The following is a 14,661-nucleotide window of genomic DNA, read 5'->3' as shown; positions in this document are numbered from 1 at the left end:
GACGTCTGTCGACCCCTCCCGCAGTTCCTGTTGAGCAAAGCCTATCAGATGATAGGATCATTTGCCTCGAAGATGGCACTGTTCATAAGAGCCTGAAGCGATATCTTGCCGTTAAATACAATATGACCCCCGATCAATACCGGAAAAAATGGAACCTCCCCGATAATTATCCCATGGTTGCGCCTGCTCTCAGTAGACGGCGTTCTGATGTTGCACGACACACAAAACCGCATGCCTCAAGGCGGGTAAGTAAATCGTTTGGATGAGAATATAAATGCAATATATGTATTTTCTATTAATATGTAATAAGGTTTTGTATATAATATAACCATATTTATGCAAGAGATTCTATATTTAAAATATAATTCTAAGAATTATTTATTAAATTTGTCATGTTTATAAAAATTCTCTTGCAAAAGTATGTAGATTGTCGTTTCTTAGTTGTAAATGAAGTATCATATGTATGGTATAAGCATATTTTATCATCAAGGGTAGTTGAGATACTTCAAGTTATAGAAACATGAACTAAGAGACTGTTAGTAAACAGCACTGGCAGAAAAGCAGTCAGTATCAAAATGGGGCCTATTATGCATAACAAGACTTCCCGCTCGTTCCTGCGGAATCGCTTTGTCGCAAACACATCCGTGCTGGCCATTACAAAGGCGGCAAGGTCAGCGCAGATAAGTAGGGTTACGTTCCGCAAGGCCATTGCCGCGTCCCTCATCTCAGGATCGATGATGCTCGCAGGCGGTGCTTATGCTGCTGACTGGACAGGTGCAACCGATAACAACTGGTCAACAGGTTCGAACTGGTCAACCGGCACGGCCCCCAATGCCGCCGGTCTTCAGGTCCGCTTTATCGATGATGATGCTACTCTCAATGGCAAGACAATCTCCGTCTCCGGAAGCTCAACTCTTGGCCAGCTCCTGATCGGTGGTATCGACAATACAACCTCTCGAGCATTCACTATTGATGGCGGAACACTCAATTTTGACAACTCCGGTTCAGCCGGACTGATCTCGCTGTCAGGCAACAGAAGGCTGACAATCGGTTCGTCTATCACATCAGCCGGGGCTCTGACCATTCAGAACTCAAGTGCTTATGGCACGGCCCTGATCGTCAATAGCACGGTTGATGCCGGTGGTAATGCGCTGACATTTGATGTCGTCAATAATGCCTCCATTCAGGCCAATGGTGTTGTCAGCAATGCATCTTCCGTCACAAAGTCTGGTGTCGGAACACTGACACTCAATGGCGCCAATACGTTTGCCGGTACATTCAACTTCAATGCCGGGACTATCGCTGTTGGTAATAACGCTGCTTTCGGTACATCTGCAATCGTACTGGCAGCCGGTGGTAACCAGACATTCAATATTGCATCCGGCAGCCGGACACTGAGCAACCAGATCACGCTCAACGAACAATTCAATGTAAACGGAACAGGGAATACCCTGACGTTCACTGCTGCCCAGATATCAAACCTGACCGGGACAACCACATTCAATACTGGTAATGTCACCACTCTTGCCTTTGGTTCAGACTTTGCCCTTCAGGGAACGGGATCTGTTACCAAGACCGGCTATGGCACCCTGGTTCTGTCCAGCACCGGCAACACCTTCTCCGGGGGGCTGCATATCTCTCAGGGGACCGTTCAGACCGGCACGTTCTCCGATACACTGGTGCTGGGTGCTGCGGGTGCCAACAACATGCTCGGCACAGGCGCTATCAGTCTGACGGATGCTTCCTCTAACCTGATTATCAATGCAGCCTCATCGGCTGCCACGGTTCAGTTTGCCGGTAATATCAGTGCGACCAATGGCTCAACCATTCAGGTCAACAACGGTGCAACCGTTGATTTTGCCGGTGGCACACTCGACTTCGGAACGGGTGCCTCAAAGGGTAAGCTGGTCTTCACGGGTAAGGTTGTTCTTGGAAATACCCTGTTTGCCAATGCTGCCGGTTCTTCCATGTCGATTGGTGGTGATCTTGAGTTCAGTGCCGGTTCGACTATCGGTCAGTCCGGTATCGATTTTATTCTCGATTCCACAGGGGCTCAGACTGTTACGGCAAGTGGCGCGGTTCAGAACCTGAATGCCTTTACCAAACAGGGCACAGGGACCGCCACATTCTCCTCCGCTATGACGAGCTTTGAAAGCACCAGCTTCTCGGTGCTTGGTGGTGTCATGGATATCGGAACGGCCAATGTCATCACGCCTATTGTCAACATGGGCGGTGGTACCATCAACTTCCATACAGCTGACCAGATTGTATCATCTGCAAAGCTGACATTGCTGGATGGGACAAACTCCACATTCAACCTGAATGGCTTTGATCAAACCTACAGTGTTATTGACGGCAATGGTGCTTTAAACCTGAACCTTGGCGGGACTTCGACCGTCAGCAATACAATCAATCTTGGTTCGATTATTGGTACACCTTCTGCTATTCGCATCAGTGACTGGGACGGAAGCCTGACATCTTCCTATGACTATATCTATGTGACGTCTGATCCGACGGCTTCCCTGTCAAGCTTCTGGTTCCAGGGGTATTCACAGGGTGCGACCGCAACTGATCTTGGCAATGGTACCTGGGAGGTTCGCCCGGCCGGGTTCCAGAGTTCCGAATGGAATGGAATGGCCAATGATTTGCTATGGGGTACTGGTGGCAACTGGGTAGGTGGTGATGAATACAGCGTTCCTAACCATGCAGGTGCTACTGCTATATTCGGTAATCTGGCGGGTAATCTGTCAGGAACAAACATCTCCCTGGCAACAAGTGATGGAACATGGACGCTTGGTAGTTTAATCGTTAATTCAAGTGTCTCAACTTCTGGAGCCGCGATTGCGTTTGGCAATGGAAAGATTATCTTCGATAGTGGGGTAGATGGTGTTGATGCATATATCAGCGTGCAAACAAGTTCCCCATGGCTTACTTTTAATGGAATGGTTCAGCTAAATAGCCGGACAGTTGTTTCGGTTGTTCCTAATGGCATTATTTTTTTCTATGGCGGTCTTTCAGGAAGCGGGGATCTGGTCATTGAGGGCCCTAACAATGTACGTATCGCCTCAAATCTGAATTCAGGGTATAGTGGTGATATCTATCTGAATAGCGGGCTGCTGGGTGTCTATAGTGATAATAATCTGGGAACGGGTACGCTTCATCTGGCAACCGCAGTTTCGCTTGGTTATCAGTTCCCGCACGGTAAGATGAGGGTCAATAACAAACTGGATATCCACGGGACGTATGTTACACCTAATAATGTATTCTTTACCTATGTTGGTGACATTTCTGTCGATTCATCTCCTACCTTCAACGTAACCACTATCACAACGACTGCGGGTGAGAGAGCAGCTACGACTTTTGCAGAAGGACTGAATCTTGTTGGTTCTGGTTCTGTGAAAAAAGATGGTTACGGTGCGCTGGAACTTATGAGTTCCAATAATACATTCGGCGGTGGACTGATTGTTAATGCCGGAACCGTCTACACCACCCTGACCAGTGATCTCACAATTGGACAGCTGGATGCTGGTCATAACTATCTTGGCTCGGGCTTAATCAATGTTAACGCCAACAGCTCTGCGTCAAGTGTTTTAGTGAGTGTCTCGAGTGCCGGCTATACGGGTAAACTTTCCGGATCTACACTTACGCTCAATAATAATGGTGAATTTGCCTTTCTTGACGGGGGAGCCTTTGTTCTTGAAAGTGGGGTTCTTGATGGAGGGACAACTTCCTCAAAAGGCCGGTTGCGTGTAGCTGGTGATCTGACCTTTGGTGGAACAACGCTGGTCAACAGGCCTGATATCTACGTTGATACAACAACCAATACATCAGGCTCATCGACCATTTATGGCTCAGGCGTGATCTCCGGTATACGAGACTTCTATAAAATGGGTAATGGGACCACGACAATTGATAGTGGTATCGTTACCTTCCAACCTTCGAACTTGTATATAAATGGTGGAACGCTCCGGCTTAGTGCTGATAATCAGATCAGTGCAACAGATACTAATTTTGTTCTGAATGGTGGTACCTTTGATACGGCTGGCTACAGGACAGACATCGCTAAACTGTATCTACGAGCTGATTCATCGCTGCTTCTGGGTAATACGGGTGGGATAACTGCTGCAACCCGCCAAACTGCTGCGTCAGACTGGGCTCCAAGCGCTATCTGGTCCATTCAGAATAATGGCCAGACCTGGGTTGCCAATGATAGCACGACTTATGTCCGTTTCAGTTCTGATCCGAGTTTTTCGGCGAGTGAACTGGGAAATATTGCCTTTACTGGATATGAATCTGGTGCGAAGGTTGTGACGGATTCCGGTTACTGGTACCTGATTCCGGATGCTACCTTGACTAATGAATGGGGTGGCCTTGCCTCGCCGGATAATAAATGGGGTACTGCCAGTAACTGGCTTGCCAGTGTTGTTCCGAATGGAGTTAATGCCAGTGCGACAATCCGTGATGCGGATGGTAGCCTGAACGGTAAAACCATTGAGGTTGATACTGCTTATACGGTCAACCGCCTGAATATCGAAACAAGCTCTGGTGCGAACTTTACAATTGGTGGATCCGGTACTCTGACACTTGATGGTGATGACGCCCAGATCCGTCATGCTGGTGTGAATATTCTCAACCTTGCCACAACAATTAACCTGAATACCGCTGTTGAGCTGAAAAATAATGTATCCACGTCCGTTGGTTATCTTGACTGGACCGGAACAGTGACAGGCTCTGGCAGCCTGACAAAGACGGGCTCTGGTTTGTTGCAGATTTCCGGTGGTGCCAGCAACAGCTATACAGGTGGCTTCCTGTGGCAGGATGCTTCGACCATTCAGATCAATGCCAATGGTTCACTATTTGGTTCCGGTGTGTTTCAGATTGGTGATGGCACTGCTAAAACCTATATGATTGAGAGTACTGGTGCGTCTCATACGGTAACAACAGGCTTCAAGCTGGCTGGTAACCTTGTATACCAGAAAGACACACTTAATGGGGTCACGATTACAGATTCCATTGGTACTGCACGTGGTCTGACTTTATCCGGTGCTGGTGAGATTGATGGTTTCCGGACAATAAATTTATACGGTAACAGCGCAACCAATCTTTCAACACAGACCGAGTTCGTTACTTTGACCCTAGGTGGGACTCTGACCGGGACTGGCGGGATTTACAAAACCGGTGGTGGTACCCTTGTGCTGAACGGTACAGGCAACAGCTTCTCGGGAGGAGTTGAGCTCGTCACCGGGATGATTCAGGTTTCGAAGAACGAGGCTCTCGGCACTGGCGTTTTCACTGTTTCGACTCCAACTTCCTATGGAGGTGGTATCAGGGGAGTTGGAGGAAGTATAACCAATCCAATAGTTCTGAGTAACCAGCTCAACTGGAAGGGGACGTTTTCAACCGTTGGTCATTTGCTGTTTGACTATAATGGTACATCAACTATTACCGGATCAATTGGCTTTAATAATGGCGCAGTTGATGGGTTTGTCGGTTTCGGTAAAAACCACATATTGTCCGGAACAGGTTCCATTGTTCGTGGTGTTGCGGGTAGTTACAGCAGTTATTTCATTATGCGCCTTGAAGGGGCTAATACCTATTCGGGCGGTACGTATCTGGCGATGGGTGTAACCCAGGTTGGTCGGGATTCTGTCTTTAATGAAAACGGGAAGGTGATCAGCGGTGCGCTGGGAACAGGCACAGTCTACTTTAGTGGTGGAACAATAGGTGCCTATAGCGATACTGGTTCGGGAATTACATCCCGTCGTCTTTCAAATATTATTTCACTGTCCGGCAGCACTCTTGTTGTAACACATGCAGGTGATGCCAATACACTTATTCTTGATACGCCGACGATTACCTTGCGTAATAGCAAGCTGGATTGGACAGTTAATGTCAGTCAGGTTGGTGGGATATTATCAGTTGAATCTCAGTTGCTTGATAATATTTCTGCCGGTTATCAGGGCGGAATTACCAAGACAGGGGCTGGTATTCTTGAGCTGAAAAACGCTAACAACCAGATCAGTGATGGTATTCGTGTAACGACGGGTACGCTTCTGGCAACGGCTCTGGGCGATGTGACCACGGGTCGTCTGGATACAGACAAGAACTATCTGGGTACGGGTGCTCATATTCTTGATGGCGGTCTGATGGAGATTGCAACCGTTGACGGCGCAACGGTTCGCCTGTCCGGTTCCGGGATGACCATGAACAATGGTGGCAGCCTGTCTGTGACGGGTGGTTCAAATATCCGGACTATCTTTGATAGCAACTCCAGCTTTACAGGAACGACCACAACCGGTTCGATCACGACCTCGGGTCAGCTGATCAAGGAAGGGGCAGGGACGGTTACCAGTGTTGGTGCCAGACTTGTGACCCCTGATCTGGTTCTTAACTCCGGTACATTGAGCCTGACGAATGCCAATCTGATGTCTGGTGTCACCCAGCTGACGATGAATGGTGGTACACTGGCTCTGAATGGTCTGAGCCAGACTTCTGGCGCACAACTTGTACTGTCTGCTGATTCAACAATAGACTTTGGTGCAGGTTCAAGCATCCTGACGATTGGTAGCCTGTCACTGTCAGGTGATGGTCTGAATGTCGGCTCAGCTGACTATACGCTGAGCCTTGATAACTGGAGTGGTAATGCAGGTGCTGGTGGTGGCACAGATCAGTTGATTATCAGCAATATTACTGCAGGCCAGAAGCTTTATAATGTCTGGTTTACAGGTGGTTACACAATTGGTGCGAAGGTTGTTCTGAACCCGAACAACCAGCTGGAACTCGTGCCACTTGGTAAGGCGTATATCTGGGACAATCACTCTGTCAGTGCCTTGTGGGCAGATTCTAACTGGACAGATGTTGGCTCACCTACTGCTGCTGGTGATGGCGCAGTATTTGCTGATGATGATTCAGGACTTAATGGTCGGACAATTTCAACCGGTTCTGGTTTGACAATTGGTTCTGTTTCATTTGAAAGCACCCAGGGACAGCAGTTCACACTTTCTGGTGGAACAATCACTTTTGATACAGCCGATGAGAACCAGTCTGCGCAGTTGCGTCTGGTTAACAACTCTGCTCCCACGATTGATGCGGCCATTAACCTGAAAAGTAACCTGGTGATCACGGCAGCCGGTTCCGAGGCTCTGACCATTAATGGTACAATTTCTGGTGCGAACAAGTCGGTCTCGAAAAGTGGCGATGGCGAGCTTGCACTGAACTCTTCGGGGTCGAACTATACCTCTGGCCTGACCATTAATAGTGGTACTGTGACCTTTGGTGCTTCGAGCTCGGTTGATGGCCTCGGTGGTGTTGCCTCCGGCCCGGCCGGTATCGGTACCTTGACCATCAATGGTGGCACACTTGAGGCGACAGGTAGCGACCAGACACTGCATAATAGTGTTGTGATCAACAACGACTTCACGGTTGCAGGTACCAACGGTCTGACCCTTGAGGGGTCGACAGGTGCGACTGCTACTATTGCCAATGATGCAACGATTACGGTTACTGACGCAGCCGGCAGCCTGACCTTTGGTGAGGACCTTCCTCTGACTGGTTCCGGTGATATTACCAAGGCTGGTGATGGTACGCTGAACTTCAACAGTGATAGTGCCGGTTACAGTGGTGATGTGACTGTTAATGTCGGTACAGTTGGTATTGGAGCAGATCAGGGCTTTGGTACAGGTTCTGTGTCCCTTGGCAATGGAACAACGCTTGTAGCTAATACCGACGGCCTTGATGTTAGCAACAATATTGCGCTGGCAGCTGGTACGCAGACAATTGCGACAGATGCCAATGATCTGACGCTGTCAGGTGTGATCTCCGGTGATGGTGCTGTAACCAAGACGGGTACAGGAACACTGACGCTTGATGCGGCTTCGACCTATACTGGTGGCACAACGATCACTGCCGGGACTGTTGAGCTAGCCAATGCCGATGGTGCCGGGACAGGCACAATCACGGTCAATAGTGGTACAACCCTTGAGGCTTCTTTCTCGAACGGAACGCTTGATAATGTTCTGGTTGGTGCTGGTGCCTTTGATGTGACGGGCATGAATGTCCGCATTGATGCAGACAACAGCGGTTACACGGGTACTCTGACTGTTGCCAATGGTGCGTCGGCGCTTGCCAATGATGCGGCTGATCTTGGTAGCTCAAGTGTTGTTCTGGCTGGTACAGGCCAGCTGACCATTGATCCGGTTTCCGGCAGATTTACACTTGATAACAAGCTGTCTGGCACAGGTACACTGGTTGCTGACATGGCTACAGGTACGGATGTGTTCTCGTTCGGCTCTGGTGCAGCCAATGGCTTCACGGGTACGGCTGCGATCAACACAGGTACAGTTGCCGTTGATGCGAATGCTTCTTCTGCTCTGACTGGTGCGACCTTACAGCTGAATGCCGGTTCAACGGCTCAGGTCACCGGCAGCCAGTCAGTTGGTAACCTGACCATGACCGGCGGCACGATCAACGCCAGCATTGACAATGCAACGGGTAACATCAGCAGCTTTATTTCGACAGGGACACTTGCATTAACCTCAGGCAGTGTCTCTCTTGACCTGCCGTCGATGATGAACTCAGCTTCGACACTTCTGATTGCTGATGATGGTGTGACCAATCAGCTGGTATCTGCTGCAACCGTGACGGGTGATATCTCGAATATCACGCTTATCGGTGCAGATGGTACGGCTCTTGGTAGCTCGAGCGTTCAGCAACTCACGCAGGGCGGTTCACAGGTTGCAAATGCCAGCTACAACCACAGTCTCTCATCAACAGGTTCGAACGGGAGCGGCATCTATGTTGCTTACGAACTGACGCAGCTTGAACTTCTGGCTTCGCAGACATTGTCTCTGACCGAAGGGACAGGTGCCACAGGTACTTCGGCTGAGCTGAAGGCGAAAGTCACAGGTTCGGGTAATCTTGAGATTGCCTCGAACAGTGCGATTACCATCTCAAATGCCTCCAACGATTACAGTGGTTCGACGACGGTCTCTTCAGGCACGGCGAAGGCTGGTGTTGCAGATGTCTTCAAGAACACGGGTGATATGATCGTTGCCTCTGGTGCAACGCTTGACCTGAACGGGTTTGCCAACCAGGTGAATAACCTGCAGGGTGCCGGTTCTGTTGTGGCATCAGCTGCGCTGACCGCCAATAACACAGCTGACAGTGCGTTCTCAGGTGCGATCTCCGGTTCGGGTTCTCTGACCAAGATTGGTTCCGGTGAACTGACCCTGTCTGGTGCTTCGAGCTATACCGGCACGACGACTGTGAATGCAGGCAGCCTGAAACTGACCGATGCTGGAGCAATCTCGTCTGGCGCTGCAACAGTTGCGACTAACGCGCTGATGGAACTTGCTTTTGATAGTGCCACATTTGCGAATGTGATTGGTGGGGCAGGGACAGTTAAGGTCAGCGGTACTGATGTGACGCTTGCCGGAACAAACACCCTGTCCGGTCAGTGGGATGTGACGGGTTCTGCGATTGCAACAACTGAGGGTAACCTTGGCACGGCTGGTGTGTACCTTGATGGGGCTGCGAGCCAGTTGTCTGTAACGCCATCAGCTGGCTTCACGTTTGCCAATGCGCTGACGGGTAACGGGACACTGGTAGCCACGATGGGCTCTGGCACAGATGCCTTTGCCTTTACATCTGGCATCGGTTCTGCCTTCACGGGTACACTTGTGATGGGCACAGGCAGTTATGCTCTGTCTGGCGTTAACACGACGGCTCTGACAAATGCAACGCTTCGTGCGGATTCTGGTTCGACGGTTACGGTTGGTACCGGTACTCAGTCTATTGGTGGTCTGACCTTCAATGGCGGTACAATGGTGTTTGACGTGACGGCTCCGGCCCAGACAGTTGCCAATGGTTCGGTTACAGCAGGGGCTCTGGATATTAACGGCACAGGTAGTGTGGTGATTAATGTTCCGACCTCCGGCATTCCTAGTAATCCGGCGACAGCAGGTGATCTGAACATTCTGGCTCAGGATGATGCTGGTGCACTGGTTCGTCTTGTAACCAGCGCAGACATCACCGGTGGGGCAGGTGCGCTTGATCTGATTGACCAGAATGGCACTGACCTTCTGACGTCCGATCAGCAGTTTGGTATCCTGAATGCAGCAGGGACAACAACAGCAGCGACCGGTACTTATGGTTATCGTCTGAACACGGGTGACAGCAATGATGGTCTTTATGTTGCGTATGCGTTGAAGGCTGTTGAGCTTCTATCCGGTCAGACCCTGACCCTGACCCCATCCACGGGTGCGACGGGTGTTGCGACCGATCTGTCGGCAACTGTGTCTGGTTCGGGTAACCTTGAGATCGCTGCGGGTTCTGCAACAGTCTCACTGACCAACATTGCCAACAGCTATACGGGTACGACGACGGTCACGTCCGGTACATTGCAGCTTGGTTCGAACAATGCGCTTGGTGCAACGAGTGGTCTGAGTATTGCGTCTGGTGCAACAGCTGATGTTAATGGCTACAGCCAGACGGTCAACGGTGCCTTCACAGGTGCTAGCGGTTCGACGCTGAACCTCGCCGGTGGTTCTCTGACCATCAACAATGGCGGTGCATCAGCTGGTTCCCTGACAGGTGCCGGAACACTGGCTGTTGCTGGTGGCTCGCTTGATGTGACCGGTGCAAATGCAGGTCTGACCGCTGCTGTCAGTGTTGCCTCGGGTGCCGAGATCATCATTGATAACGTTGCCGGTATCGGAACATCCGGCACAGCAACGGTTGCCGGTGAGCTGACGATTGATGCCGCTTCCGGTTCGTTTGCGAAGGGTGTTGCGGGTGCTGGTACGGTCAATGTGGTCTCTGGTTCGGATATCACGCTGACAGGGACAAGCACACTGTCCGGCAGCTGGGCAGTTGACGCGGCCTCGAAGCTGACGGCTTCAACGCAGGGTAATCTCGGTACAGCCGAGATTGCCAATGCCGGTCAGTTTACTGTCAACACAACGACGGACTGGACGCTTGCCAATGACTTTACAGGGGCAGGCTCCTTCACGAAGTCAGGTTCGGGTAACCTGACCATTGCGCAGGCGAATGCCCGGACAGGAACGACGCAGATTGATGCGGGTGTCCTGACACTGACCCATGCTGATGGTGTCGGTTCTGGCAACATCACAGTTGGAGCTGGTGCACTGACGCTTGCGTTTGGAACTGATCAGACATTTGACAACGTTCTGCTGGGTTCCGGTCAGACGAATGTGACCGGGGCAGGTGTTGCAACGATCAGCAGTGTGAACTCTGCTTACACCGGCAACTGGTCGATCTCTGGTCATGCTGCGCTTGATGCCTCGACGACGGACAGTGCGACGAACCTTGGTTCGGGTGCAGTGAATGTCACGGGTCAGCTGACAGCTGCGAACGCAGGCGCATTCATATTCTCGAATGCTCTGACAGGTACAGGTACGCTTTCAGCCTCGAATGGTGGCGCAGCCTTCAGCTTTGCCTCGAGTGCAGGTTCTGCGTTTGCAGGTACGGTTGCTCTGTCGAACAACACGTTTGATCTGGCGGGCGTGAACACGGCTGCTCTGACCAATGCCACACTGAGCCTCGGTGCTTCGAATGTAACAACGGTTGGCTCTGGTTCCCAGGCGATCGGCAATCTGGCGTTTGACGGTGGTATGCTGAAGTACGCCAACCTGACAGTTCCGGCTGACAGTGCTTCGACTGATCTGGTGACGACGGGTAACGTGACAGTCTCGGCCAATGGCGGTTCTGTTGCGGTTGACCCGGCAACAGCTGGTCTTGTTGTCCCGACCACGCCCTCACAGACGAACCTGCTGTCCCAGGATGATGATGCACAGGTGAAGCTGGTTGATGTGAGCGGTACAGTGACAGGCGCGGGCGGTCTGACGCTGACTGATCTTGCCGGTAATGTGATTTCCCTGACCGGTCATACGGTTGATATCATTGAAGGTGGTTCGACAGTTGCGATTGCTGACTATGATTACATCTTCACGGGCAAGGATGCGGATGGTGTTTACCTTGGTTATGGCCTGAAGCAGCTTGATCTTCAGTCTGGTCAGACACTGACGCTTGCAGCTGATGCAGGCGCGTCGGGCAATGCCGCCGATATGGCCGCGAAGATCACCGGTTCCGGTAATCTGGCTATTGATGCAATCAATGCCAGTGCAGGTACTGTATCGCTGTCGAATGCCACGAACGACTACAACGGTGTGACCTCGGTTCAGTCTGGTACATTGCAGATGGCCAATGATAATGTTCTGGGTCAGACGTCTGATGTTCAGATTGCAGGGGGAGCAACCCTTGACATGAACGGTTACTCGCAGACGGTTGGCGCTGTTCATACGTCAGTTGGCGGACAGCTGAACATTGCTGATGGCTCAACCCTGACCATTGCCGATGCTCAGCGCACCAGCGGCGATACAGATGGTGGCTCACTTGAGGCCAACACCCTGTTTGGCTCGGGTACGTTCGTCATTGATCCTTCGATTGTTCATGTGAATGGCAAACAGTCGAACTACACGGGTAACCTTCAGGTGACAGGTGGTTCCGAGCTTCGTCTGAACACGGCAGATGCGTTTGACACAGCCCAGTCGATTGAGCTGGTAACGGCTGATGATAAGCTGACCTTTGCCAATCTGTCGGCCTACAATGCTACCTGGACGGATGTTGCCAATGGTTCGGCAGCAGTGTCGATCAAGGGTGTCGGTACGGTCACATCACAGGATGGTTCACAGGTTCAGCTGACCGGTGACAACAGCAGCTTCAGTGGTCAGTTCGTTGCCGCAGTGAACTCAGTGCTGAGTGCCTCTGAGCAGAAGAACATTGGCAGTGCTTCTATTCAGGCTGATGGTCAGTTCCAGTTTATTGCCGATGGTATCTGGCAGCTTGAGAATGACGTGACGGGTGCAGGCCTTGTTCTGAAGACGGGCGCAGGTATCCTGAGTGTTGACCAGTCACTGTCTGGCTTTACGGGGCTGACGCAGGTTGAATCCGGTACACTGGTTGTTGGTGAGAGTGTTGGCTCGTCAGCGACAATCGGTGGCTCTGTCCGGATTGAGGCTGGTGCGTTGCTGTCTGGTACAGGCAGTATTGCAGGTGATGTCTATAACCTTGGTAACATCGTTGCGTTTAATGCGCTTCCGAATATGAATGGTTATGGCATTACGTCGACCTCTAACCTGACAGTTGGTTCCCTGATCAATGCGGGCAATGTTGTGCTTGGCGGTACACTGGTCGGCAATACGCTGACGGTTAATGGTGACTATGCCGGAATGAGTGGCCGTGTTTACATGAATACGGTATTCGGTGGCGATACCTCGCAGACGGACCGTGTGATCCTGAACGGTGGTAGGACCACGGGAACAACGAGCCTTGTCATCACCAATCAGGGTGGTGCTGGTGCTGCAACCAATGTCGGCATTCAGGTTATAGAAGCCACCAATGGTGCGACAACAGAAGTAACGGCGTTCAAGCTTGATCAGCTGTCCTCTGGTTACCGCTCAACGACAGATACGCTTGCGATCGGTGCTTACGATTACAGCCTTGTGAAGGGCGGTAATGGTGGTAACAGCGAAAGCTGGTATCTGACGTCACAGGTTGATCCTGATCGCAGTGGTGCCGGTTCGTCTTCCGGTACCGAGCGTCAGCTTCGTCCTGAGGCCGGTATCTACCAGCTTGGTCATCAGGTTGCGCGTACGATGTTCATGACAAGCCTTCATGATCGTGATGGTTATGCTGGTATGGCAAACAGCAATCGTGACTACGCCGGTTGGGCGCGTGTTACAGGCACGCGGACTAATGGCCGCTCGGCCGGTAATGCTTTGTCGACAACGGCAGAGACATTCACGGCGCAGATTGGTGTTGACCTGTTCAAGTATGAATCTCCTGATCTTGGCACCTTCTATGCCGGTATCATGGGCGGCTGGGGCGCCTCTGACCTTGATGCCAAGAGCCGTCAGGTTAACCAGTCGAAGGCGACAGGCACGACGAAGGGTTACTCGATCGGTGCTTATGGTACCTGGTACCAGAATGACCGAGGTCAGCCGGGTGCCTATGTTGACACATGGGCTCAGTACAGCTGGTTCAACCACGAGGTTCGTGGCTCGGGTCTGCCAAAGGAGAAGTTTGACGCGCAGTCGCTCACGATCTCACTCGAGACAGGTTACAGCTTCCTGCTGCACAGCAGTGAGACAGCGAAGATCTATCTTGAGCCACAGGTTCAGCTTGCGTACATCAACTACACCTCGGGCAGCCTGACGGAAGCGTCTGGCACGACTATCCGCTACAAGGATGGTTCTGGCCTTCTCGCAAGGGCAGGGGCCCGTCTGTACGGCCAGTTCAATCTTGAGAATGGGACAGTTCTTCGTCCTTACCTTGAGGCGAACTACTGGTACAACCAGAAGGGTGGAAAGCTTTACATGAACAACGACCTTGTTCCATCCGGTGCGCCACGTTCGTTCGGCGAGGTCAAGCTCGGCATCTCGGGCGAGCTGACGAAGAACCTTCAGGTTTGGGGTGACATCGGAACACAGTTTGGTGGCAAGCATTACAATGCCGTTACCGGACAGGTGGGCCTCAAGTACACCTGGTAAGACATATAAGATACTGATCATAAGCCCGCCTTTCTGGCGGGCTTATTCATTTCAGGCAATCAATCTGGTTGTTTGAAAAATTGTTCTATTTATA

The 14,661-nt window shown here is 51.3% G+C and carries 2 protein-coding genes; both read left to right on the top strand.

Features of this window, described 5'->3' with window-relative positions; genetic code table 11:
- Positions 1-5 precede the first annotated feature (5 nt).
- Positions 6-266, top strand: a complete 261-nt coding sequence (locus tag WJT86_RS11940) for a MucR family transcriptional regulator (protein ID WP_346337813.1) — start codon at positions 6-8, stop codon at positions 264-266.
- A 321-nt stretch (positions 267-587) separates the two neighbouring features.
- A complete protein-coding gene (locus WJT86_RS11935) occupies positions 588-14,567 on the top strand; it encodes an autotransporter outer membrane beta-barrel domain-containing protein (protein WP_346337812.1) in 13,980 nt (4,659 codons plus the stop codon).
- Positions 14,568-14,661 lie beyond the last annotated feature (94 nt).

This window comes from Hohaiivirga grylli (genome assembly GCF_039655745.1).
Lineage (GTDB): Bacteria > Pseudomonadota > Alphaproteobacteria > Rhizobiales > Beijerinckiaceae > Hohaiivirga > Hohaiivirga grylli.
Note: the sequence above shows the minus strand (reverse complement) of the source record. Positions and strands in the feature narration are given on the sequence as shown.